The organism is Amycolatopsis saalfeldensis, assembly GCF_900110575.1.
Lineage (GTDB): Bacteria > Actinomycetota > Actinomycetes > Mycobacteriales > Pseudonocardiaceae > Amycolatopsis > Amycolatopsis saalfeldensis.
In genome coordinates this window covers 480,703-504,828 of the sequence record NZ_FOEF01000001.1, presented here as the reverse complement: position 1 = coordinate 504,828, position 24,126 = coordinate 480,703, and the positions used below count along the sequence as shown (strand labels likewise).

Genomic DNA, 24,126 nt, shown 5'->3' with positions numbered 1-24,126 from the left:
GGGTGCTGGCGATGGTGGACGGTGACTGCCTGGACACCGCGGTCAGCGCGTGGATCCATCAGCGGGTGAGCGGGCCGGGCGCACCGGAGGCGATCGCGGTGGGCGGCAAGTCCGTGCGTGGCACCTTCGTCCGCGGGGGTTTGTCCGGCTGGGGTTTGGTTGTGGCTTGCCGCGTTGTTCTGCCTGGTGCTTGGGGGCGGGTGGGGGGACTGGGCAGAGGGTATCGGTGAGTGAAGACGGCGGGTGTGGAGCTGGGTGGCGGCGGCCGGGGCCGAATGGTGGGTGCGGTGGTGAGGTCCAGTGCGCGTTGGGAGTGGAGAGGCGAGCGTCGCGGAAGCCGTGAAAAGGCGGCGGCCACGGAGGTCGTGGAGAAGGTGAGTGCTGCGGGCGCGGTGAAGGTGTGCGGCGCGGAGGTCGCGTAGGAGGCGAGCGGCGCGGGGGCGGTGAGGCCCTCGGTGAGGCGAGTGGCGCGGAGGTCGTGGAGGAGGCGAGCGGCACGTAGGCGGTGAAGAAGGTGCGCGGCGCGGAGGTCGCGTAGGAGGTGAGCAGCGCGGAGGCCGTGAAGCCCACAGAAAAGCCAGGAGCCGCGGAGGCTGCAGCGGCCAGAGCGGCGTCAGTGGGCCGCACGAGCTAGAAGAACCCACCAAAGCGCATCATCAAACCCGGGCCGGCCGTCGAGAGCGGGTGTGTGGCCGAGGTGAGCTGCGGTGCACGTTTTCGCCGGTGACAAACAGTGTCCGGTGACGTCTGTGCGGCACGCGCGGCGGGGCGGATACCATCGCGGCCGTGGCAGGACGGACTGGTGCTCAGCATCTGGGCGACGCGCTGAAGGCACTCGGGACCGACGTCGTCTTCGGACTTCCCGGGGTGCACAACCTGCCGTTGTGGGAGGCGTTGGCGGAGACCGGGATCCGGATCGTCAATGTCCGGCACGAACAGACCGCGGGGTACGCGGCGGACGGTTATGCCCGCGCCACCGGGAAACTGGGCGTCGCGCTGGTGACGACCGGGCCGGGGGCGGCGAACACGCTCGGGGCGGTCGGGGAGGCGATGGCCTCGGCCGCGCCGGTGCTGGTGGTGGCGACCGACATTCCCTCCATGCTCAAGCGGCCCGGGGTCGTGCGCGGGGTGCTGCACGAGACGTCCGATCAGCAGGCGATGTTCGCGCCCGTCACCAAGGGCGGCTTCACCGTGCACCGCGCCGACCAGATCGGCACCACCGTGCACCGGGCGGCGCGGCTGGCCCTTCAGCCGCAGACCGGGCCTGTTTACCTCGGCATTCCGACGGACTACCTGCGGGAGAAATCGGAGTCACGCGAGCCGCCTGCGACGCCGGCCGAAGGGGTGCTCGACCTTCCTGACCTCGCGCGCGCCGCGGATCTGCTGTCGGGCGCCCGACGGCCGCTGATCTGGGCCGGCGGCGGGGCGCTGCGGGCCGAGGCGGGCGAGGCGATCGGCCGATTGGCCGAGCGGCTGGCCGCGCCGGTGATCACGACGTTCGCCGCGCGCGGGCTGCTGCCGCTCGATCATCCTTGCCTGGCCCCGAATCCCGTGCACTCGCCCGAGGTCGGCGAGCTGTGGGACGAGGCCGACGTGGTGCTCGCCATCGGCACCGACTTCGACGGCCTGATGACGCAGAACTGGCTCATGCCGCAGCCGCCGAAGCTGATCGCGGTGAACGTCGACGCCGAGGACGCCGCCAAGAACTACCGGCCGGACATCACGCTCGTCGGCGACGCCCGCCGGGTGGTCGAGTCGCTGCGCCCGGCGAGCCGGCCCGGCCTGCCCGAGCTGACCGCGCGCCTCGGCTCGATCAGCCGACGGGTGCGCCAGCGCATCCGCGACGAGGACCCGCAGGCCGCCGACTTCCTGTCCACTTTGGAGGAAGTACTCCCCGAAGACGCCGTGCTGGTGTCCGACATGTGCGTCGCCGGCTACTGGGTCGGCGGCTTCCACCGGGTCCGCGGCCCGCGCAAACTCGCTTACCCGATGGGCTGGGGAACGCTCGGCTACGGCTTCCCGTCCTCGCTCGGCGCCGCCGCGGCGGAGACCGGCCGCGTCATCTGCGTGACCGGCGACGGCGGTTTCCTCTACGCCGTGGGCGACCTCGCCACGCTGGCCGAGGAGCAGCTGCCGGTGACGGTGGTGGTCGTCGACGACGGCGGTTACGGCATGCTCCGCTACGACCAGGAGCAGGAGGGCCTGCCGCACCGCGGCGTCGACTGGGACAGCCCGGACTTCGTCGGCCTGGCGCGCTCGTTCGGCGTGCACGCGGACCGGGTGGCCGGCTTCGGCCGCGCGTTCCGGCGGCTGCTGAGCGAGTTCATCGAGTCCGGCGAGCCGAACGTCCTGGTGGTGCGGGCGAAGCTGAAGCCCCCTCTGAACACGTCCCCGCGGTGGTACCGCAGGCAGGGCCGGTGACCGGCGTCGGTGTCGGCGTCGACATCGGCGGTACCTTCACGGATCTCTGCGTGCTCGACGCGACCGGCGTGGTCGCCGTCGGCAAGGTGCTCACCACCCACGACGAGCCCGCCCGCGCGGTCGCGGAGGGGCTGGCCGAGACGTTCGCCAAGGCCGGTCTGGACCTCGGCGACGTCGACCAGCTCGTGCACGGCACCACCCTGGTCACCAACGCGCTGATCGAACGCAAGGGCTCACGCACCGCGCTGCTGGCCACGGCCGGCTTCCGCGACGTGCTCGAGATGCGCCGCGAGCACCGCTACGAGCTGTACGACCTCGGCATCGAGCTGCCCGAGCCGCTGGTGCCGCGATACCTGCGCTTCGACGTGCCGGAGCGGATTCTCGCCGACGGCACCGTCCACACCGGACTCGACGAGGAGTACGTCGCCCGGCTCGGCCGGGAGCTGGACGCGCGCGGCGTCGAGGCCGTCGCCGTCTGCTTCCTGCACGCGTTCACCAATCCGGAGCACGAACGGCGGGCCGGCGCCATCCTGACCCGCGTCGCGCCGCGGCTGCGCGTCGCGCTGTCGTCCGAGGTGGTGCCGGAGATCCGGGAGTTCGAGCGGACTTCCACCACCGTCGCGAACGTCTACGTGCAGGACCTCGCCGAGCGGTACCTGGCCGACCTGGAACGCCGCCTGCACGGCCTCGGCGTGCGGCCGTCCCCGCACATCATGCTTTCGCACGGGGGGATCGCGACGGTGGCCACGGCGGCGAAGTACCCGATCCGCATCCTCGAGTCGGGTCCGGCCGGCGGCGCGCTCGCGGCGTCCGCCTTCGGCACAAACGCGGGGCAAAAGGATCTGCTGGCGTTCGACATGGGCGGCACCACGGCGAAGCTCTGCCTGGTCGCGGACGGCGCCCCGCTGGTGACGCACGAGTTCGAAGTGGACCGCAAGTACCGTCTGCTGCCCGGTTCCGGCCTGCCGGTGAAGGTGCCGGTGACGGACATGATCGAGATCGGCGTCGGCGGCGGCTCGATCGCGCGGATCAACCGGCTGGGCCTGCTCACCGTCGGCCCGGATTCGGCGGGCTCCGAACCGGGCCCGGCCTGTTACGGCCGCGGTGGCACCGAGCCGACCGTCACCGATGCCGACCTGCTGCTCGGTTACCTCGACCCGGCCTACTTCCTCGGCGGGGGCATGGTCCTCGACGTCGCGGCCGCCCGTGAAGCCGTGCGCATGCGGATCGCGGAACCGCTCGGCGTCAGCGTCGAGGACGCGGCCTGGGGCATTCACACCAGCGTCAACGAGGACATGGCGAACGCCGCGCGCGTGCATGCCGTCGAGCGTGGCAAGGACCCGGCGAAGCTGCCGATGTACACCTTCGGCGGAGCCGGGCCGGTGCACGGCGCGGGAGTCGCGCGGGCCTTGGGCGCGCCGACGGTCGTGGCGCCGCCCGCGGCCGGCGTGCTGAGCGCGCTGGGCTTCCTGACCGCGCCGCTCGCGTTCGACTTCGTGCGTTCGGCCCGCGCCGCCGTGCTGGACCTTTCGTGGGACGAGGTCGACGCGCTGTTCGCCGAGATGGAGGCCGAGGGCACCGCGCTGCTCCAGGGCTCGGCCGGGGTGACGCACCGCCGGATCGCCGAAATGCGTTACGCCGGACAGGGTTACGAGGTCCGCGTGCCGGTCCGCGGTGGCTCCTGGCCGGAGACGCTGGTGTCGGACTTCACGGACGTCTACCGCTCGCTGTATCGGCGGACCGGGCCCGCGGTGGCGGTCGAGGTGCTGAACTGGCGGGTGGTCTCGTCCACTCCCGCGCCCGAGGTTTCGTTGCGGCCAAAGGAAATCTCGGCCGGGGACGCGCTCAAGGGCAGCCGTCCGGCCTACTTCCCGACCGAAGGTGGATTTGTCGACACGGCGGTGTTCGACCGCTACCGGCTGCCACCGGGAGCACGGCTCGAAGGACCGGCGATCGTCGAGGAACGGGAGTCCACTGTGGTCGTTCCGCCCGGCGCCCGGTGCGAGGTGCGGGCGGACGCGAGCCTGGCGGTGATCGTGTGACGGTGGACCCGATCCTCGTCGGCGTGCTCGGCAACCGGCTGCACTCGATCCTCGCCGAGCAGCAGAACGCGCTGGTCAACACCGCGTTCTCCGCTGTGGTCCGCGAATCGCTCGACCTCGCCTGCGCGGTGTTCGACTCGCGCGGCGAGATGATCGGCCAGTCCGTCGGCGGCACCCCCGGCCACATCAACGCGATGGCGACGGGCATGCACCACTTCGTCGCCGCGTACCCGCCGGACACGCTGGAGCCCGGCGACGTCCTGCTCACCAACGACCCCTGGCTGACCGCCGGGCAGATCAACGACATCACCGTGGCCACGCCGGTGTTCGCGGGCGGGCGGCTGGTCGCGTGGTTCGCCTCCTGCTGTCATGCGCCGGACATCGGCGGGCGGCTCGTTTCGGCCGAGGCGACCGAGGTCTTCGAAGAGGGACTCCGGCTGCCGATCCTGAAGTTCCTGCGCGCCGGCGAGGTGAACGCGGATCTGGAACGGCTCATCCGAGCGAACGTGCGCACGCCGGAGGAGACCATCGGCGACCTGTACGCGCAGGTCACCGGCAACGAGGTCGGGGCCGCGAGCCTGGTGCGGCTGCTCGCGGAGTTCGGGCTGGAGACGCTTGACGACATCGCCGCGGAGATCATGGACCGCTCCGAGCGCGCGCTGCGCGAGGCGATCACGAACCTGCCGGACGGCGTCCACCACAACGAACTCGTCACCGACGGCTTCGACGACGAGGAAGTCGTGCTGCGGGTGGCCGTCACGGTCGCGGGCGACGAGATCCACGTCGACTTCGACGGGTCTTCGCCGCAGAGCCGTCGCGGGATCAACGTGGTGCTGAACTACACACGGGCGTACGCGTCGTTCGCGGTGAAGGCGGCGATCTCGCCGGAAGTGCCGCACAACGCCGGCTCGTTCCGTCCCGTGCACGTGACCGCGCCGGAAGGCTCGGTGCTGAACTGCGTGGAGCCCGCGCCCGTCGCGTCACGGCATCTGATCGGGCATTTCCTGCCGTCCCTGCTGATCGGCGCGCTGCCGGGCCACGCGGTCGCGCCGAGCGCCGACGCGTTGTGGATGACGATCTGGCGCGGCGAGGGCTTCATGCTCAACGTGTTCCAGACCGGGGGCATGGGCGCGCGCCGGGCCAAGGACGGCCTGAACACCACCGGGTTCCCGAGCGGCCTGCGCTCGACGCCGACCGAGGTGATCGAGACGATGGCGCCGCTCGTGCAGCGAGAACGGGCGTTGCGCGTGGATTCCGGCGGCGCCGGGGAGTTCCGCGGCGGCCTCGGCCAGCGGACCACGATGGCGGCTCTTGGTGAAATCTCCTGGAGTGTCAACGGGAACGTCGACCGGGTGCGGCAGGCAGCGTCCGGTGTGGACGGTGGGCAGGCCGGGGCCGTCGGGCGGTTCGGCCTGGTCGGCGGCCCGGACCTGCCGTCGAAGAGCCGCGTCGCGCTCGGGCCCGGCGACGAGGTCGACGTGGTGCTGCCCGGTGGTGGCGGCAATGGCGATCCACACCGGCGGGCACCCGAGGACGTGTTCGACGACGTCGTCGCCAGGTACGTCTCGGCTGAGGCCGCGCGTGCCGTCTACGGTGTGGTGATCCGGTACACCGGCGCGCCGGACGCGCTGGTCCGGCTGCCCGAGGACTACGAGCTCGACGCGGCCGGGACCGCACAGCTGAGAGCGAGGGACTGAACGTCATGGGTCGGTTGGCCGGCAAGGTCGCGGTGGTTTTCGGTGGGGCGCGGGGAATCGGGCTCGCCACGGTGCGGGAGTTCGTCGCCGAGGGCGCGACGGTGTTCGCGAGCGACATCCGCGAGCCCGAGTCGCCGGTCGAGGGCGCGCAGTACTCCCTCGCGGACGCGACGGACGAAGAGCAGGTCGCGACCTTCGTGGCCGGCGCGCTGGCCGCGGCCGGGCGGATCGACGTGCTGGTCAACAACGTCGGCATCCACCTGGCGAAGCCGCTCGCCGAAACCACGCTGGCGGAGTTCGACAACATCTTCGCGCTGAACGTGCGCGCGGCCTTCCTCGGCACCCGCGCGGTGCTGCCGCACATGATCGAGCAGCGCGCGGGCAGCATCGTCACGACATCGTCGAACGGCGGGATGATGGGCCGCCCCGCCGATCCGGTTTACAACGCCACGAAGCACGCGCTCGTCGGCCTGACCAAGTCGATCGCGGTCGCGCACGCGCACCAGGGCATCCGCGCGAACACCGTCAACCCGGGCGCCATCGACACCGACATGCTGCGCTCCACGCTCGCCTCGCCGGACGACTTCGAGGCCAGGCAGCACCAGCTCGTGGCCAGCACCCCGGCTGCCCGCGTCGGCGAGGCGTGGGAGGTGGCGAAGGCCATCGTTTTCCTGGCCAGCGACGAATCCCGGTTCATCAGCGGCGCGGTGCTCCCGGTGGACGGCGCCAAAGCCGCCGGGGCGATGCCGTCGAACCGCTACAGCCTGGACTTCGACCTCGGCGTCCGCTGAACGGCGCTCGGCCGTCTCCCGCCACCCCTCCGCCGTGCGGTCGCGGGGAATGCGCCCCAATGTGGCGTTCGGTGCGTTGAGCGCAACCAACGCCACATTGGGGCGGATCGGGGGCAGCGGTGCCCGGGCGGGGTTGCTCAGCAGGTGACCGCCGCGTTGGCCCAGTCGGCGTGGTCGGTGTTGTTGCCGTCGCCGCCGTCGGTGACGATCAGGTCCAGCACCTGGACGCCCTTGAGCGGCACGTTCAGCGTCTGCGCCGGGGCGCCGTGCCGGAGGACGTCGGTCGAGGCCAGCGTCTTGCCGTCCCCGTGGACCTCGAAGGTGATGCTGCCCGTGGCGAACTCGTCGTCCAGGCCGACCACCGAGCTGAACGAGGTGCACCCGCCGCCGAGGTAGACGCGGACCAGCGACGGCGCGTGCGCCCCGAGGCCGTCCGGGTAGACCTGGCCGTTGATGGTGATCGGGTTGCCGTCACCGGCCTTGTTCTCGCCGTTGCTGGTGCCGCGCTCGACCGGGCCCCAGCCGTTTTCACTGACCACGAACGGCGCCTTCGACATCGGGGTCACGCCCGGCGGCAGCGGGGTGACGACCGGGCCGCCGGCATCGGCCGTCAGCTTCCGGGCGCCCCAGGCGGTGAAGTACGAGGCGTCCGCGGAGAGGGAAACCTTGTCACCACTGGGATTCACCGGCGCGATCCGGACGGATTCCTGCCAGGTCTTGCCGGGTAGCACCGCGGGCACGAACGCGTCGCCGCGGCCGTCGATCCGCCAGCCGGCCGGTGCGGTCAGCTTCACCCGCGCGGCGGCGACCGGGGTGCTGCCGTCGTTGGTCAGGCTCAGTTTCGCCGTGAACGGCTTGCCGGCGGGGAAGTACTCGCCCGCGTCGAGGGAAAGCGTGGTCGACGGCGCGGCGCTGGGCGCCTTCGTCGGCCAGACGCGGAACACCGCGGAGCCGTGGCTGGGCACGAGGGCCCGCAGCGTGCCGGTGGTCTCGGTGTCGGCGCCGGTCCACAGGTCGCGGACGCGGAAGTCCTTGCCGGAGAGGCCGAGTTCGGCGGCGCTGCTGGTCATCGTGGCGCCGCTGAGCCCGCGGTTGAACAGCACCACCGCGGCCGAGCCGTCGGACATCGGCTTGGACCAGACCTCGGTGTCGCCGTCGTCGCGGACCTTGTGCCCCTGCGTCCCGGCGAAGTCCTGGTCGAGCGCGACGATGTCCTTGTTCTCCAGGATCTTCTTGGTGGCGTCCGGCATCGAGCGGATGTCGTTGCCCGCCAGCAGCGGCGCGTTCATCAGCGACCAGAGCGCGAAGTGCGAGCGGTACTCGGCGTCGGTCATGCCGCCGTTGCCGACCTCGAGCATGTCCGGGTCGTTCCAGCCGCCCGGGCCGGAGTACTTCTCGAGCCCGACCTGCTGGTCGAGGATGCCGGTCATGCTGGCCCAGTTGTCGCTGATGTCGCCGGTGGTGCGCCACAGCTGCGCGCCGGAGCCCTTGCCCCACAGCCACGGCTGGTTCTCGCCCCACTCGCACAGCGCGTAGACCATCGGGCGGCCCGTCTTCTTGATCGCGTCGCCCATCTTCGTGTAACGCTCGATCGCCGGGCGGCCCTGGTTGTTGCAGTTGTCGTACTTATGAAGGCGATATGCCCTCTGGCCTGGGGATGTCCGCCCGGTTTCAGGGGTGCTCGACCCCTCAGGCCGTCACCAGGCCGTCAGGCCGTCTCTTCGGCGCCCCGGGCCGTCCGGCGTGGCTTGAAGATGTCGTTCACGGCCTGGCGCGCACGGTGGTAGCTCGTCGGCATCAAGTGGACGTAGGTCTTGAGGGTGAAGCCCTCCGAGGCGTGGCCGAGGAATGCGGCGAGTTCCTTGATCGTCACTCCGCGCTCCAACATGAGCGATGCGAACAGGTGCCGCATGGCGTGCATCCCGTCGTTGTGGTCCTCATAGGACAGTCCGGCTTTCTTGAAGGTGGGACGCCAGATCACGTTATTGAACGCCTGCCGGGTGTAGAGATCTCCGGCACCGTTGACCATGAGCACCTTGACCGTCTCGAACTTGCGGCTGTCCCGCTCACCCCACGGCAACGTAATCGACACGGGCGGGTACAGCTCCGCGTAGGCGTCAAGGTCTTCCAGCACACCATCACCCAGGGGGATGTCACGCGTCTTGTGTCCCTTGGGAAGCTTGAACTTGCGCACTCCGCCCACGGTGACCATCTGCCGCGTGCAGTGGTAGACCATCGTGTCCCGGTCGACGTTGTCGAGGCTGAACGCGAAGATCTCCCCTTGCCGAAGCCCCAGCCCGGCCCCGAGCGGCACACAGGGCTTGAACCGGGCCGGGAGCGCCAGTTCGACCCGCCGTAAGCGCGCATCCGGCCACGGAGTCACTTGCCGTGCGACGAAGGTCGGCGCCTGAATCGACTTGTCCCGGCAGGGATTGGACTTGATCTTCCCGTCAGCGACCGCTGCATCAAGAATCGAGCACACCAAGTCGAACGCCTGTCGCTGGTAGTTCGCCGACGCGGGCTCGTCCTGCGCGTTCATCCACGCCAACCACTTACGGATCACGTCAGGCGTCGCGAACGACGACAGCAGTTTCCGACCCAGGAGCGGGTACACCTGACTTTCCAGCTTGGCACTCACACTCTCGACGGTGGACTCGTCTTGCGACCGTCCAGCAAGCACAGTTTTCGTATAGGTCTTGAACTCGACCTTTCCCGCATTCGGGTCCGTGTAGGTGCCCGCGTACAGGTCATTCTCCACCTTGGTCTTATATTTTTTAGCCTCCTCCAATTTCTTATCCGGAAAAGACCTCGATCGTTCAACTTTGTCCGGGTCAAGGTAGCGGACTTTGTACCGCAACCCCTTCCCGTGATCCGCAGTGGGTTCCTGAACAGGCTTCCCCTTGCTGTTCAGCACGATCTCACCGGTGTCAGGGTCTTTCTTGTCCTGATACCAGCGGTCCTGAATATGTGCCATGGTGTGGTCCTTTCTTGCCGGGTTGCCGAAGTTTTTAGGCGGCGGGCATGGTTTCGGGTCCGTCGAGCCAGGTTCGGACGGCGGCGGGGTCGTAGCGGACGTGTTTGCCGAGGCGGTGCCAGGGCGGGCCGTAGTTCTTCAGGCGCCAGTCCCGGAGCGTCTTCTCCGGGATGTCGAGGTAGACGGACAGCTCGTCGGGCGTCCAGAGCCCTTCGACGCTCACCAGCCGTACGCGCGGGTTTCTGCTCATTGCCTCCTTGTCTCCCTCCCCGTTCAGGCGGCCACCGCCGGAGTTGCCGAAGTTTCTGGCAGCCCGGGTGGTCCGGCGGCGGCGAGGAGGGCGCGTTCGTATTCGGCTTTCCAGGTGATGCGTTCGGCGATCGCGCGCATGACGAGCTGGTCCCGGGGCGGGACGTGGGTATCCCCGGGCTCGACCTTGCGCCACACGAACCGCCCGGGGTCGGGGCGCGGTTTCTCGATCCCGGCATCGGCCAGCATGCTCGTCACATACGCGAGGCGATCGGCCTTGTGGTCGGCGACGGTCTTGCCGGACCACTTGCGCGACACCAGCACCCGCCGCCCTGGCAGCCCGAGTGTGGTCCGGCGGTGAGCACGGCCCCGGCAGTGCCCCGGGGTCGTTTTGCGGCCCGCTCCCTTGGGCTGGACCCCGTACAGCAGCCACACCGCGCACCGAGGCGAGCACGGAGTCACGGCCAGCTCAGCATGCAGCCGGTCATGGTGATCCCGCTGCGCGGCCGTGTCAGCGTCCACAACCTCACCGGTCGACTTGGTCAGGTACTTCGTCAGATACCCGATGTGGCGTCCAGCTTCCTCCGTGCCGCCGAGAATGCCCTTGGAGTGCACCTGTTCCCCGAACCGCACGACGTGGGAGGGTTCGTCCACGGCCTCGACCGCGTCATCCCACGCCGTCAACGGTTCCCGCGTGTCTGGGTCCACAAAGGAACGAGAATCCGGGTCCCACAACGGTTTCCGGTCACCGCCGTACACGACCTCATCGTGGTTTGGCCACCACACTTGGTGGTAGGTGGCCTCGGTGACCAGGCGGATCACGTCGTGCGGAATCGCGCCACGGAGCGCGGTGTGCAGGTGTGGCGCGGCCCGCTTCTGGGGTTCGACGGTGGCGAAGTACTGCACGTCGAACCCGACGACGCGGCGGAGGTTCTGCCACCACCGGTCGACCAGGGCGGCGAAGTGGACCGCGTCCCGTGCCGCCCGCCGGTAGTCATAGCTTGCCGGGTCCACAGGGGACCCATCGGGCCGGACACGACCGTACGTGTCGCAGGTGAGGGTGACGAACATCGAGGGCCGGAACCGTCCCGCGTACTCCCGCCCGACCGTCGTCTTGGATACCTTGCGGCGCGGGAGGTTCGGCGCGTCCTGCCGCCGTTTCGTCGAGCGCTTCACCGGCCGCCGCACCGCACCGTCCACGGCGGGCAGCCGCCCCGTCATGCCGGAGTCCCGTAGCTCCGTGTCCACGCTGGAGATTTCACCGCGCAGGTTCTCGGCCTCTGCCTCGTCCCCGGCCGCGTGCACGTCCCGGTAGGCGGCGACCAGGTCGGCCCGGTAGGTCATCAGCTCCGTCTGAACCTCACTGGGGTCCTGGCGGGTGATGACGGGTTCGGCGGCGAGGTGCCAGCCTTCCCGGCATTGGGCCTGCCGCAACGCTTTCGCCTTTGTCGCGCACGGCAGGCACACCGATTCCACCGTGGAGCCGCAGGGCACCGGGACGTAGCGAACCTCTCCGGTCTCGGTGTCGCCGACCTCCATCGTGAACGGCCGCACGCACACCCCGTGCTGTTCCGCCGTCGCCTTCACCACGTCCGTAGCCAGTGCACCGCGGATTCGGCCCGGCCCGGATTCGGCCGGCATCGTCTGACCAGGGGTTTCCTTCGTGTTCGTGGTCATGCCGCCTCCTCTCCCGCGCGCGCCCACTGCCGCAGCAGCCACACCGGCATGTCCTGATCGGTCTCCACCGGCAGGTCGGGGAACGTCACCGGGTCGAACGGGACACCGCCGTACACCCGCACCAGGACACCGCACGGGGCCCGCCCGGTCAGCTCCAGCTGGACCCGACCGCCATCAGGCGTTCGCCACAAGCTCACCCGGGCACCGTCGAGGGTGGCCGCCCACGTCGCGAGTCCGGAGGCCACACCGGTCACGGTGTCCGTGTCGAGCTGGACACTGACCGGGGCGGCCCAGGTGGTGACCTCGACCGACGACGCCGGGGGCAGCGCATGGGAGTCGAGGTGATCCCGGATCGCGTCCAGGAAGATCATCAGCCTGTTCACGCGGTCCCCCTTGCGTTGCCCTCACGCCGTTTCCGCGCAAGGTCGATCACCTGGGCGCCGCCGTTGGTGACGTAGTTCTCCAGCGCCTTCACCGTCGCGTCCGACACCCACCCGGCCCGCACCCGCAACGGTTCGCGGATGCCCTCACCCCAGGCGTAGCCGACACCGGCCGCCGATTCGGGGATGCGGTTCGCCCAGGCCCCACGCTCATAGGCACCGTCGCCGAGGACCATGCCCACATGCGTCTTGCTGGTGACGCGCAGGCAGATGCGCCGGGGCAGTAGCTCCCGCACCGGAACGGTGTCCTTGGTCGGTTCCTGCACGTAGCCCCGCACGCCGAACCCCAGCGCCCGGCCTTGGGTGGTCAGGATCGCCAGACGTTCCACAATGGCTTCACGGGTCTTGCGGTCGGTGTACTTCGTCAGCGCCCCGATCTCGTCGAACTCCAGCAGCTCTAACGGGTTCTCCGCCGAGATCGGCACGTCACGGGTGATGCCCGCGAACTCCCGTTTACGCGCCTCCAGCACGTCAATCAGCGCGTCGAGCACATCGAGGGCTTCCTTACCGGACACGCCGTAGCGGGCGAAGATCCCGCGCCCGTAGGCCAGTTCCATGCCCTTGGGGTCGATCCCCGACACGCGCACCACCCCGGCCCGGATCGCCGACGCGGCCGACACCAGCGGGCACCACATCACCGAGTTTTTCCCCGCACCCGTGGCACCAGCTACCAGCGTGTGCGCGCCCGGACCGGTCAGCGGCAGCAGCCACGGCTTCCCGTACTCGGTTCGGCCGGCATAGACGCCACGCAGGTCAACCCCCGTGCCGTCGACCGCGACCAGGTCCGGCAGCGGCAGGCAGGACACCGGGGTGGCGAGCAGGTCACGGCGCATGAAGTCCAGCGACACCACATCCGGTGACACTTCCCGCACCTGGACCCGCGTGACCCGCCGGGCCGTGGCCAGCGCCCGGGCCGCGTCGTCGAAGTCCTCCGGCTTCTGCCCCGGTACCAGCCGCACCTGCACCTCATCCCACGACGGCCCGGAACGCACCCGCAGCAGTGCCGGGACGGCCACGCCGGACTGTTGCCGGGCCTGAGCGACCGCTTCCCGCTTGCGACGCCGGGACACCAGGTTCACGGTCACGTCCACCGGGACCGCCTCGTCCCGGATCGTCAGGCCACACGCGTGCAACCAGTCGGGGAGCTTGCGCCCGTAGACGGCCCAACGGAGCCACCACGCCCGCAGCCAGCGCCCGCACCACCGGTCGAAGCCCACCGCGTCCACGACATGCCAGACGAGCGTGGCGAGGGCGAGTGTGCCGCCGACCAGGGCGAGGGACAGCCAGCCCCACCAGTGCCACCAGGCGGTCACGGCCAGCACCGCCAGGCACGACCGCCACCGGGTGACGAGTTGCCGAACAATCCAACCCACCGCCCGCAGCAGCGCCCACAGGGCCACCCCGATCACCGCCAGGGCAGCCAGAGTCTCCGCGATCGCGGCGAACGCGCGGCCGAGCTTGGCCAGCACCCACAGCACCACCGCCAGGCCCCCGCACAGGGCCACCAGCCCGAACCCGTTCATCGGCGCTCACCGCCCACCGGCCGTGAACCCGTATCGCCGGGCACCACCAGGTCCAGCGGCAGCATCCCCATGCACGAGGCACACTTCATCTCACCCGGCAGCAACCGGGCGAACTTCTTACATTCAGCACAGCGCATCCGGGTGACCCCGGTTGACTGGCATCGGTTGTCATCATTTATCGTTGCCATTGTTCACCTCCAGTGAACAGGCGCAGAACCGGAACAGGTTGGTAGCCAGAAGGCCGGTTCTGCGCTTTTAAGGGTTGAATTTCGGCACGTAGGGACGCCTTTAATGAAACACGCGTCCCCACGTGCCTTTTCGTGATATTCGATTGTTGATTAGTCGGTCAGAATGTGGTGGTCGATTGCTGTGTCTCCTCTATCCGTTCGTATTCCGCCAGCGCCCGGAGCAGCGCAGCTCCCCACGTGGCACCTGCAAGGCGTCCGCGAGCCACACCAGCCGCCGCAACGGGCGTGTCACCGGCGGCGCCTCCCTGCCGCACTCGATCGCCGACAGGTACGACGGGCTGAGACCCGCGATCTCGGCCGTCACCGTCTGAGTCCGACCAGTCCGCTCCCGCGTGACCCGCAACCACTCACGCAACGGCTCACCCTCCTCTGCCGGTATCCTCTGACCAGCGGAAACACGCGCGGTCATGATCCACCGTCCACAGTGGCCGGTTGCATGGCACCGGGGAGTTCACTCTCGTGACCACGCAAGGCGGTCATCCACAGTTCCTCACGCGGCAGCCCCAGGGCATCCGCCAGGCCAACCACCAGCCTGACCACGTCTCCCACCGGGTCGGACCGGCCCAGCTCCAGCGAACACAGGTAGCCGGAGCTGATACCGGCCTGGCGGGCCGTCTCTTCCTGGCTCCGTCCGTGCCCCTTCCGCACCTCGCGTATCTGCCGCGCCCACGCCGGAACCGTCAGCGACCCGGGCGACTTACTGACCGTGCCAGGCGGACGCCATACCTTGCCCTGCTCCCGCTCCCGCTGTTCCCACGCCTCGAAATCCCGCATAGCCAGCACCAGCAGCCGCGTCATACTGGTCTGCAAACCATGGGCGATCTTCAGCAGCAGCGGAACCGACGGCAGGTACTTGCCCGCCTCCAGACCTCGCAGCGTCCCGATACCCACCCCGACCCGCCGGGCCGCCTCCTCCACATGCCACCCCGTCACCGACCGCGCCAGCCCGATCCGATCACCCAGGGATCCCTGTGCCTTCGGGCCGCCCTCCTTCATCGGATCGACGTCCTGGCCCCGGACCGTCTTGACCACCAGCTCATACGGCGACATGCACAGCGCCCGAGCCAGACCCGATACCACGGCCAGGGACGTCAGCTGAGTCTCACCGTTCTCCAGCTTCCGCAACGTCGTAGCGCCCATCCGCGCGCGGTCCGCGACCGTCGGAACAGTCAGCCGCAGCGCATCCCGCCGACCCCGCAAGAACACACCCAGTTCCGCGCCCGCCAACTCCGCCACGCACCGTGGACTGTCCTTGTCAGACATCGCGTGTCACCCCCAGTCCTGACTCGACCATGCGCGCAGACTCCCGCCGTACCCGCCAAACCGGAGCGAACACCTCACCCGAACGCAGAGCCTCCCGCCGCTTCTGGTCCCGCACCGCCAGGAGCACCAGCAGCCACCGGCCCACATCCACGCCGTCCGCGAGTTTCACCAGCGCGGGAATCGTGGGCCGACGACTGCCGTTCTCGATCCCCCCGACGTGGCCCTCTGACATCCCGCACGCCCGCGCGAGCTGTGCCAGCGTCATCCGCAGTTCCACGCGCCGCAGGTACATTTCCTCGCCCAGACACACCGACCGGGGCCACGCCGCCGTAGCCGCCAGCCCCGGCACCGAGTCATATCCTTTCCCGTCCCCAGTGCCCGCAGCCAGCAACGGCAATACAAACGGCGACAGGCCCAGGCCCCGCGCCAGCGTCGACGCCTTCGTCAGTGACACCAACTCCGTATAGTCACGCTCGATCAGGCTCAGAGTGGACTTAGCAATGCCACACCGCCGCGCGGCCGCCGTGAGCGTCAAGCCCATCTCCTGCCGCCGTGACCGCACAACCGTGCCCACCGACACCACATCACCCATGACGCTCCTCCTTCCTTTCCTTGCCTGGTACGGCAAGCGTCGCCGCCGCCTCTACCTCATCCACGTTCCGCCGCTCACGGTCCGCCCAATACAGCGCCTCATGGTGGTGACCACGATCGATGTCAGCCACCCGCTCATACATCCGCGCATTCGCGCGATGAAAAGCGATCCACTTCGACGGCATCGCGGTCTGTTCCGGACGACGCCTCTCCGCGTCATCATGTGCGTCCGCCAGCTTCTCCACCGGGCGCACCTCGCCGTCGCACACCGTGCACACCGCCTTCCCATCCCGGAAACCCATAAACCGCTGACAGCTCGGACAACGCGTAGTCGCATTCATCGGCCGCCCTCCTGCCAGCCCGGCTGGTCGTGCTGGACCTCCGCGACCACCCAGCCGAACAACTGATCACGCGGGATCTCCAGCGCATGAGCCAGCCGCATCACCGTTTCCACCCGCCGCAACCGCCGCGAACCCCCATCGATCCCCCCGACATACGACATGGACAGCCCCGCCCGGTTCGCCACCGTCCACTGAGTCAGGCCCCGCTCGTGCCGCACCCGCTGAAGCAACGCAGCCACCGGCACGAACAAACCCCGATCCACATCGTCGAACCGGACCCACTCCGTTTCCGCCATCACTCGCCACCCCCGCCATCACTTCGGCCGGCATAGCCAGAACCACCCGACGACCGGCGAAGCCTCTGCGGACGACCCACCGGGCGGCGCGCCACCGGGGACGGCGCCGCGTCCAGCGGCGGCGGGGGCTCCGTGTACCCGAGTTCCACCGCGCGTTCTGCGAACTCCGTCGCCGCCAGCTCCACCGCCGCCGCGACCCACCAGGCAACCGGTTGTGTGCGCGACAGCTCCCGCCAGGCCAGCGCCACCCGGGCCGCCGCGTGCCCGAGCTGGTGACGCACCGGTTCCGTGCTCTCCCGCGCCTCCAGCTCGAACAACCGCGAATAGTCCTGGTACGCCGCCGTCCACGTGTCCGCCAGCTCACCGGGACCCTGCCCCCGTTGCGCGTGCCCCACCACTACGCCGCCTTACTCGCGTCATCCGCCGCCGAGGAACCAGAACCCGACGACCGCGACGCCTTTGAGCCCGTGCCCGTGCCCGACACGGCAGCCTTGAAGCCCGACGCGCGGAACACGTACGTCTGGTACTTGAACTCGCCCTGCCCGCCGACACGCGGTTCAGCCGTCAAACCCTCCAGCTCAATCGGCCGCATCCCCGGCAGCACCTCCGACGTCGTCGGCACCGGCTGCACATCCGCCAAGAACGTCACCTCAAACGAGGCCCGCTTCGCCTTCTCCTCATCCGGGTCCGTCACCGTGCACTTCCACTGGCGCTTCCCCGTCACCTCGTCCACACGCTGCCGAACCGGACGACCCGCCGCCCGATCCTCACGCGACTGAAACTCGTTATCCGGCACCACCTCACCCACCATCACAAGCCCCTGCGGGAACGCGTCACCGAACGGAATATCAAAACGAACACCACGAGAAATAGCCATATTGATCACCAATTCATTAGACAGAAGAAGGTTTTAGTCGATTACTCGGAGAACGTCTGTGTCCTTGTGTAGTCGTCACACTCCTGTGCGTAGCGCAGTGCTGCGCCTGCCAGCTCCCGAGCGAACTGTGCGGCCAGTTCAGCACTGCCCGGCTCGTCATCGACCGCGATCGAAAGCACAGTGTCGGGACCTACCTCCGCGACAAGCCTCGGACCAGGAAGGCCGCCCTTGACCACACGGACCGAGTCCCCGAACCTCGGTGTCACGCGGATGTGAGTTGGCATGTTCGTACCTCTCTTGACCTGCACCGACACGAGGTGATCACCTCGCTCCACCCACCATGCGGGGTACGATGGGTCCGAGGCCACGAGATGCAGGCAGACTGCATACGATGCGCATATACGGAGGTGAATACGGCGGTGGAAACGTTCGGTGACGTGCTGAAACGCATCCGGGCAGAGGCTGGCATGAACCAGGCCGAACTTGGCCGCGCGGCCAACGTCAGTCAGAGCTGGGTGAGCCGCGTCGAGGCTGGCCAGGGGGTGGACGAGTCGAGCGTGCGCCACCTCGAAGACCTCTTGCATGCAGATGGGCAGCTCATGGCCGCCTACCTTCGTGCACAGGAGAAGGGTTCAGCGGGCTCCTTGGTGGTGCCCGGTCGGGACACCTGGGCATTCAGCGACCTGCTGCGCAAGATCCACCGCACCGACGTGGGCTCCGAGACGATCGACCAGCTCAAGATCATCACCGAACAACTTTGCTGCGAGTATGTCTCGCGGCCTGCCGAGGACCTACGCGCGGACGCTCACCGGCAGCTCGAATACGTCGAGCGACTTATTTCCGGTCCCACCACACTCGCCGAACATCGCGAACTATTGGTGATCGCAGGCTGGCTCTCGCTGCTCATCGGGTGCGTGAATTACGACCTTGGATTGGCGCGCGATGCCGAATCTGCCCGGTCGGCAGCATTTCAGCTTGGGCGTGAAGCTGGGCATGGTGAAATCATCGCTTGGGCATTTGAAATGAGCGCCTGGTTTGCCATCACGCAAGGTCGATTCAAGTCTGTTCTGGATTACGCTGGCGCTGGGCATGATGCTGCGCCGCACGCTTCCGTCGCTGTGCAATTGGCAGCACAAGGAGCCAAGGCGCAAGCGCGTATAGGGGATAAAAGTGCGGTGCGGAAAGAGCTTGACAAGGGTGCGCGGCTCTTAGAGGCTCACGAGCACCCGACGCGACCGGAAAACCACTTCGTCATCGACCCGGCGAAATGGGATTTCTACGCCATGGACTGCTACCGGCTCGTTGGCGAAAACGAGCGGGCCGCCGAGCATGCCCGGGAGATCGTCAGGTTTTCCGAACGGCCGGATGGAAGCGACCGCAGCCCCATGCGCGCCAGCGAGGCGCGGCTGACACTGGCGACAGTGGCCCTGCGTGAACGTGACTTGGACGGTGCCACCGAGTGGGCGCGAAAAGCGTTCAGCGCCGATCGTAAGTCGGTACGCAGCTTGTCCTTGGTCGCCGATGAGCTGTACCGCGAAGTCCGCCAGAATTTCGAGACCGACTCTGCCGCCGGTGCACTGCGTGAGGTCATTGCGGACTTTTACTCCAGCGTCAGCGGAAAGGTGTAGACGCCCTTTCCGTGCGCTCAACGGACTGAGCCCCGCTGCCGATCGGTTATCGGTGGCGGGGCTCAGCCTGTAAGTGTGTCTCAGCGGTCGGCTCGGTCATCCGCGGTTGCGTAGGTCATATGCCAGACGTTGCACCTTGCTCGCGATCTCCTGCGGTCCGGCACCTGACAGACTGACCCAGCCAGACCCGTCCACGCCGAACAGGATGCGCCCCTGGTCGGTGTCGGCCCAGCCAGGCGGGTCTTCGTTGCGACGGCGCCTCCCTCGGCTGTCTCGGATCGCGACATACAGCCGGCCGAAATGGGTGTGCTGTGCGTTCAGCCAGCGCAGCACTTGTTTGGCGTCACGAATGCTCGGGCTGGTCGTGTTCGGAATTGCCCCGCCCTTGATGGCCTTCAGGTCGGTGTCCGAGCACGTCAGCGAGGCCAACCGCGCGGCAGGCGCATCCGGCAAGAGCGCGGTGAACTCCTGCGCCAGGGAATCAGCCGAACACGCGGCGAGGTACAACTTCTGGCCTGTTGCGACGACCGTCACCGCGTCCCGCCCGCTCGCGGCAGCCCGCACCGTACGTTCACCGCGCCCGGACTTGACCCACGAGTAATAGTCGACTCTCGGGCGTTGCAGGACGTGCAGCGTCTCCACGAAATCGTCGTCGAGACGCCCGCCCCGCAACAGCCCACACTCAGCCAACTCGCGGTCAGCATCGGCCGCCAGCTGACGCCGCTCGTCCAGCGAGTACCACAGCGCACCACGCACGAGCGTCGGGTGGACATCTCCGAGATTGAGCCGTTCCCACAGCACCTCGAAGGTCTGCAAGCTCAGCTCCACAGGCTTGCGCAGCACTGTTAGTTCTCCCTCTCCTGGGGCGCCGCCCCTACGCCCCGATCACCGGCGGCGTGGGCCGATCACCGTCGTAGCCGCCAAACAGTGAGTCCGGGTCCTCTTCCGGCAGCAGGATCTTGCGCTGATGCTCTTCGTCCTCGCCGCCTTTGCCCTTACCGGCCCCGCCCGCGCCCATGCCGCCCATTCCGGACTGCCCCTTCGCACCGGCAGCCCCGGCCGTACCCATGCCAGGCCGCCCGGCGCCCTCGCCCGGAGTACCGGAACCGGTGCCAACGCCCGCGCCGAGACCACGACCGGCCGCGCCCGACCCGCCAGAACCGAAACCCCCACCTGCGCTACGGCCGCCAGCGCTGCCACCGGATGCACCACCAAACCCACCTGGCAGCCCGACACCTCCGACCCCTGCTCCGCCACCCAGAGCAGACCCGTTGCCGCCGCTCGGGTTGCTGGAGCTGCCCGGCCCGTTCTGCCAGGGGGCAACGCCGCCCGGGTTCTGGCCGGAAACTGGATCCGCCCACGACGAGCTTGTCCGGGTCCCGTCGTTCGGAGCAGGCACAGACGGTGGAGTAGCACCGTGGGAACTACCCGGCGGAGGCGGCGCCGGAACGTTCTCCGCCCCCGGCGGTACGGTATACGTGCTGGGGCCGCCACCGGAGTAGCTGTGCGATCCACCAGACGAATGCGCCGATGAGTGACCACCAGAACCGGACACATGCGGCCCACTCGACAAGCCCGATCCAGGAACCTGCGGATCGGGGGTAAACCCGCCCGAAGACACCGACGGATCATGTGCCGCCGGATAGTCCATCGGCATCGTCTGTGTGCGTGGCGCGCTATTCTGATCGTAATCCTGATATACAGCGACGTTCTTCTTTGTTTTGTCGTCGAACTCTGCCGCCGCTTTTTCGTCGTCACTCGCGCCAAGTGAAAGGTAGTCCGTTAGCTTATCGTCATCCGGACGCGAAGTGGAAACCTCAACAACATTGTTCTTCGCGTAATTAAAAGCGGCCGACTGCTCGCTCAGATGCTGCTGCATCATCGTCATATTCTGGGCCGCAGTACGCGAAGTGGCAACCATGGGCCCCAGGCCTGCGCTGCCGGCATCGGCAGCCTGACCTTTCCAAAACGAATTCAAAGCCGTCTGGCCATCTGTCAGCTTATCCGCCACGGTATTGTGAATGTTACTTAGCTTGCCGCAACTTTGCCCAGCACTGTCAATGCTGCTCGAATCTCCCGGCGACCGGAGCAAGTTGTAGATATCATACCCCGAGTAGGCCATCTATTTGCCCTTCATGTGCTCAACGGCGGTTGTGGCAATTTGCTCGGCTATGCCGCACGCATTGGACTGGGCAGGGCCACTGCGGAGCAACATGACGACCGTATACGCCAAGTCATCGCGAACGCCGACAGCAAGATTGCAATTGCCCTCCGATTCGCCACCTCGGGCGTAAATAACCGCCGGATATCCCGCTATTGGAGCATGCGGCGTAAAAGTAGTCAGATAACCTTTCTGGTGATCTATGTATAGCCCGTTAATTCCCGATGTTTGCTTGGTTAGGAGGCCGCCGCTAGCGCTGCCGTGAAGGTCGGTAAATGTCCAAACGCAGAGATTTCCACTATCCGAGTTGTCGGTTTTAGTTTGTTTTATTGGTCCCCCCAGGCTTTCGACCTCACTGGAAGGTACGGCCGAACAGGGATCACTTGCGTACGATTCAGTGTTCGCAATTGGATCGGTGACCTTCGGGGCAAGTATGGGGTCACCGGCGGCTGAGCTCGACGGAGCAGGTGTTGCCTGCCCGTTGCTAGTCGATCCGCATCCAGCAACCGCGATTGCGGCAATTGTCGTGCACAGCAGTGCCGTCAAGTGTCGTGAGTGCATGGAACTTCAATCAGCCTTTCCGCTCCCGCGAAGCGCATCGATTGCCGCATGATCCTGCTTTTCATATGCAGTCTTTACCTGCTTTAGAACATCAACGTAGGACATAAGAAAATTGACTGCACCCTGAAGGAAGCCGTTATACTGATTTGCGGATTGAATTGCAGCGTTGGCGAAAGAATTACTAACATTCTCGCCGCCGGGTGGCCTAATTTGCATGATGACCTGCGCATGTCGTTGCGCTTCGTCCAGGTCGTCGTCAAGTAGTCCCTCTAGCTTTTGAATTACCTTGTCCATTGCGTCGGGGTCGAATTCCCATCCGCCGCTGTTGGCTGCCGCTGCAAAGTCGGCCTTGGCCTGTGCGGTGCCGAGTGCTTTGTAGTCAGGTGGCTGTCCGGTTGTGGTGACCGGGCCACCGCTGGACAGCGGCAGCGGTGGCGATCCCGGTGGCGGCGGTGGTGGTGGCGGTGTGACGTTCTGCTGGTAGACACCGTTAAGGCCGCCTGCCTGCCCTCCCTGCCCGTCCGGCATGATGTTCCCCTCCTCGTAGCCACCCGCTCCGTCCGGGTGGCCTACCCTCTGCTCGTGGCTGGTTTCGCCACGTGACGATAGCAGGGACGAACCGACCAAGAACCCGGTTCCGCGAAGATCGCCACGCCCGTGCGGCCCTGGCCAGCGCCCGTGTGATGCGCCGGGGGTGATGTGCAGTGTCATCCGTCGGGTGATGTGCAGATGCTGCCGAATTTGGCTCTATGGGATCAAGGCGCGCCGCCTACGGCGGCGCGCAACCGGTCACCTCGCGTACGGCGGGTCGTCGCCTTTAGCGGATCGGCCTCCGCTCCGCTCTGGCCGACCGCCCGGCGCGCCCGCCGCAGCTCGCTGCGGGTGCGCACGCCCCCGCAGGCGGCACGAAGAGCCCCACGGCCACGGCAGCCACGACGCCCCTACCGCACCTCATGCACCCGCCGATCACCTCCAGCTGAGCCGTCATCCTCGCCGCCTCGACTACCGACACGGCTGGTAAACGACGATCAAGTGGCCTTGGCCCTGCTGCTGTTGCAAGGTCAGCAGGCCGAGCTGAGGACCGGGGTTCGGGTGCGGCGTGTCATCGGTCAGCCGATCGAACGTCAGGTGGCAGGCGTCGACCAGCAACGTCCCACCAGGCCCGTCCTGAGTCGCCTGCCCCGGTAACCACAAGTTGTTGACGTAGTCGCCCGCCGCGCTCACCAGGGCCGCCAACGAGCGGATCGCGGCTGGGCAATCCGCCACACCACGGCTCCGCGCCAGCTGAGCCTGCGCAGGCGGGGCGAAGTAGAAACACGCCGTGGCCACCGCATCCGGCGTCGGGAAGGCGATCTTCTCCGCCAAGAGGTCAACCATGCTCGCAGGCGTGCGGGGCAAGATCCGCGCCACCGCGTTCTGATGTTCCTGGTCCAAGACCGCTTGAGCCTGCCGGTCCCGCTCCGCCGCGTTCACCGCCAGCATCACCACACTCAGCACCACCAGGACCACGCCCACCACCACGGCCGCCACCGTCTGCGCACGCCGTTCCCGCAGCCTCAGCCGCACTGCGGCCACCACCCCTGCGCCCAGCACCGCCACCCCGACCAGCAGCAGCCACCACCACGGTTCCACATAGGTCAGCAGCCACACATCAACCACCGCCAGGGTGACCGCCAGCGTCCACGCCAGCCCCACCCGCCGGGCCGTCCCCGTCAACCCCAGCAGCAGCACCGCACCCAGGCCACCCAGCCACGGCCACATCTGCCAGTCCGAGAGCCACCACGCCACCAGCCCGACCACCACGGCCACGCCGAGCACCGGCCACCGCAGCGCGCGAGCCACCAGCAACCACCGTCGCTCACGAGCCGCCGAGCGTTCCCCATACGCCGCCGCGCGGTCGAAAAACCCGCCTCCACCCATAACTCCAGCATGCGCCTCGGGTCCCCCATGATCAACCCGGGCGGGTTTCTCTGCTAATTCGGCCGGCATCGGCATTCACCCAGGTCACAGGCGGCAAAGAGCCCCCCGGAGCCACAAAGGGGGAGGGTGGACGCCGAGGGGCACGCTTCAGCGTTCACGGTTTCGAGGAATACGCAACGCGGGTCACCGGGGGTCCCTCGCATCGGAGCGTCTAACGGTGAGCCAACCGCGTCAAGGCGGGAAAGATGCCTTGACCCGGCCGACTCACCGCTAGGCGCAGCAGGGGCGAGGAAGACGGAGGCAACTAGCCACCACTCGCAACAGCCGACCCGGGAGGCCACCTTGCGCAAGCACACCGCCGGACCCAACCAACTCGCACTCTTCACCCGGCTCGAACTCCACCACGTCCCCCAGCCGACCCCCGTC

24 protein-coding genes and 1 pseudogene are annotated in these 24,126 nt (G+C 67.9%); 5 read left to right on the top strand and 20 right to left on the bottom strand.

The window, feature by feature from the left end; translation table 11 throughout:
* Window positions 1–786 precede the first annotated feature (786 nt).
* From BMY97_RS02320 to BMY97_RS02305, 4 genes are read left to right on the top strand one after another with little or no spacing between them, the layout of a single operon-like run.
* A complete protein-coding gene (locus BMY97_RS02320) occupies window positions 787–2,421 on the top strand; it encodes a thiamine pyrophosphate-binding protein (protein WP_177231133.1) in 1,635 nt (544 codons plus the stop codon).
* Window positions 2,418–4,463 (top strand): hydantoinase/oxoprolinase family protein, encoded by a 2,046-nt coding sequence (locus BMY97_RS02315; RefSeq protein ID WP_091611709.1) that lies wholly within the window; start codon window positions 2,418–2,420, stop codon window positions 4,461–4,463. The genes BMY97_RS02320 and BMY97_RS02315 overlap by 4 nt, the downstream gene beginning before the upstream one ends.
* Window positions 4,460–6,160 carry a hydantoinase B/oxoprolinase family protein gene (locus BMY97_RS02310; RefSeq protein WP_091611706.1) on the top strand — a complete coding sequence of 567 codons (1,701 nt, stop codon included), beginning with the start codon at window positions 4,460–4,462 and terminating at the stop codon, window positions 6,158–6,160. Before BMY97_RS02315 ends, BMY97_RS02310 begins: the two co-directional genes overlap by 4 nt.
* A gap of 5 nt (window positions 6,161–6,165) precedes the next feature.
* Window positions 6,166–6,951: an SDR family NAD(P)-dependent oxidoreductase gene (locus BMY97_RS02305; protein WP_177231132.1), complete on the top strand. Its 786-nt coding sequence runs from the start codon at window positions 6,166–6,168 to the stop codon at window positions 6,949–6,951.
* Window positions 6,952–7,088: 137 nt separating this feature from the next.
* Here BMY97_RS02305 and BMY97_RS49315 read toward each other — a convergent pair whose 3' ends face one another.
* The 15 genes and pseudogenes from BMY97_RS49315 to BMY97_RS02235 form a co-directional block, all read right to left on the bottom strand.
* Entirely contained in the window at window positions 7,089–7,895 is an 807-nt protein-coding gene (locus tag BMY97_RS49315) for an NPCBM/NEW2 domain-containing protein (RefSeq protein ID WP_342743997.1), read from the bottom strand.
* Window positions 7,896–8,573, bottom strand: a pseudogene (locus tag BMY97_RS49015) (alpha-amylase family protein); the annotation flags it as partial.
* An 86-nt stretch (window positions 8,574–8,659) separates the two neighbouring features.
* Entirely contained in the window at window positions 8,660–9,925 is a 1,266-nt protein-coding gene (locus BMY97_RS02295) for a tyrosine-type recombinase/integrase (RefSeq protein WP_091611700.1), read from the bottom strand.
* Window positions 9,926–9,959: 34 nt separating this feature from the next.
* Entirely contained in the window at window positions 9,960–10,175 is a 216-nt protein-coding gene (locus BMY97_RS02290; protein WP_091611697.1) for a helix-turn-helix domain-containing protein, read from the bottom strand.
* Between the two features lie 23 nt (window positions 10,176–10,198).
* The gene (locus tag BMY97_RS02285) at window positions 10,199–11,815 is read right to left on the bottom strand and encodes a replication initiator (RefSeq protein ID WP_091612848.1); all 1,617 of its coding nucleotides are present in this window, start codon (window positions 11,813–11,815) and stop codon (window positions 10,199–10,201) included.
* Between the two features lie 32 nt (window positions 11,816–11,847).
* On the bottom strand, window positions 11,848–12,234 hold the full coding sequence (locus BMY97_RS02280) for a hypothetical protein (RefSeq protein ID WP_091611695.1): 387 nt from the start codon (window positions 12,232–12,234) through the stop codon (window positions 11,848–11,850).
* Window positions 12,231–13,814, bottom strand: coding sequence for an FtsK/SpoIIIE domain-containing protein (locus BMY97_RS02275; RefSeq protein WP_091611692.1), 1,584 nt, complete (start codon window positions 13,812–13,814; stop codon window positions 12,231–12,233). The genes BMY97_RS02280 and BMY97_RS02275 overlap by 4 nt, the downstream gene beginning before the upstream one ends.
* Before the next feature lie 378 nt (window positions 13,815–14,192).
* On the bottom strand, window positions 14,193–14,471 hold the full coding sequence (locus BMY97_RS49475; RefSeq protein ID WP_091611690.1) for a helix-turn-helix domain-containing protein: 279 nt from the start codon (window positions 14,469–14,471) through the stop codon (window positions 14,193–14,195).
* Window positions 14,468–15,325 carry a transcriptional regulator gene (locus BMY97_RS02265; RefSeq protein ID WP_091611687.1) on the bottom strand — a complete coding sequence of 286 codons (858 nt, stop codon included), beginning with the start codon at window positions 15,323–15,325 and terminating at the stop codon, window positions 14,468–14,470. The genes BMY97_RS49475 and BMY97_RS02265 overlap by 4 nt, the downstream gene beginning before the upstream one ends.
* Window positions 15,318–15,917, bottom strand: coding sequence for a helix-turn-helix domain-containing protein (locus BMY97_RS02260; RefSeq protein WP_091611684.1), 600 nt, complete (start codon window positions 15,915–15,917; stop codon window positions 15,318–15,320). The genes BMY97_RS02265 and BMY97_RS02260 overlap by 8 nt, the downstream gene beginning before the upstream one ends.
* Window positions 15,910–16,161, bottom strand: a complete 252-nt coding sequence (locus BMY97_RS02255; RefSeq protein WP_245787104.1) for an AMED_5909 family protein — start codon at window positions 16,159–16,161, stop codon at window positions 15,910–15,912. Before BMY97_RS02255 ends, BMY97_RS02260 begins: the two co-directional genes overlap by 8 nt.
* Before the next feature lie 92 nt (window positions 16,162–16,253).
* Complete coding sequence (locus tag BMY97_RS02250) at window positions 16,254–16,553, bottom strand: helix-turn-helix domain-containing protein (RefSeq protein WP_143086101.1); 300 nt, start codon at window positions 16,551–16,553, stop codon at window positions 16,254–16,256.
* Window positions 16,553–16,951, bottom strand: a complete 399-nt coding sequence (locus tag BMY97_RS02245) for a hypothetical protein (protein ID WP_091611679.1) — start codon at window positions 16,949–16,951, stop codon at window positions 16,553–16,555. The genes BMY97_RS02250 and BMY97_RS02245 overlap by 1 nt, the downstream gene beginning before the upstream one ends.
* Window positions 16,951–17,430 (bottom strand): hypothetical protein, encoded by a 480-nt coding sequence (locus tag BMY97_RS02240; protein WP_091611676.1) that lies wholly within the window; start codon window positions 17,428–17,430, stop codon window positions 16,951–16,953. Before BMY97_RS02240 ends, BMY97_RS02245 begins: the two co-directional genes overlap by 1 nt.
* Before the next feature lie 41 nt (window positions 17,431–17,471).
* Complete coding sequence (locus BMY97_RS02235; protein ID WP_245787103.1) at window positions 17,472–17,744, bottom strand: hypothetical protein; 273 nt, start codon at window positions 17,742–17,744, stop codon at window positions 17,472–17,474.
* A gap of 57 nt (window positions 17,745–17,801) precedes the next feature.
* Here BMY97_RS02235 and BMY97_RS02230 point away from each other — a divergent pair, with 57 nt between their 5' ends.
* On the top strand, window positions 17,802–19,058 hold the full coding sequence (locus tag BMY97_RS02230) for a helix-turn-helix domain-containing protein (protein ID WP_177231129.1): 1,257 nt from the start codon (window positions 17,802–17,804) through the stop codon (window positions 19,056–19,058).
* A 96-nt stretch (window positions 19,059–19,154) separates the two neighbouring features.
* Here the strand turns inward: BMY97_RS02230 and BMY97_RS02225 are convergent, their stop codons facing one another.
* The 5 genes from BMY97_RS02225 to BMY97_RS48120 all read right to left on the bottom strand — a co-directional run bounded on the left by BMY97_RS02225 (window position 19,155) and on the right by BMY97_RS48120 (window position 23,622).
* Window positions 19,155–19,901, bottom strand: coding sequence for an ESX secretion-associated protein EspG (locus BMY97_RS02225; protein ID WP_091611671.1), 747 nt, complete (start codon window positions 19,899–19,901; stop codon window positions 19,155–19,157).
* Between the two features lie 31 nt (window positions 19,902–19,932).
* Window positions 19,933–21,180, bottom strand: coding sequence for a hypothetical protein (locus tag BMY97_RS02220; RefSeq protein WP_091611669.1), 1,248 nt, complete (start codon window positions 21,178–21,180; stop codon window positions 19,933–19,935).
* A complete protein-coding gene (locus BMY97_RS02215; protein ID WP_091611666.1) occupies window positions 21,181–21,780 on the bottom strand; it encodes a DUF3558 domain-containing protein in 600 nt (199 codons plus the stop codon).
* A 6-nt stretch (window positions 21,781–21,786) separates the two neighbouring features.
* Window positions 21,787–22,308: a PE domain-containing protein gene (locus BMY97_RS02210; RefSeq protein WP_091611663.1), complete on the bottom strand. Its 522-nt coding sequence runs from the start codon at window positions 22,306–22,308 to the stop codon at window positions 21,787–21,789.
* 474 nt (window positions 22,309–22,782) lie between these two features.
* A complete protein-coding gene (locus BMY97_RS48120; protein ID WP_245787101.1) occupies window positions 22,783–23,622 on the bottom strand; it encodes a hypothetical protein in 840 nt (279 codons plus the stop codon).
* Between the last annotated feature and the right edge of the window lie 504 nt (window positions 23,623–24,126).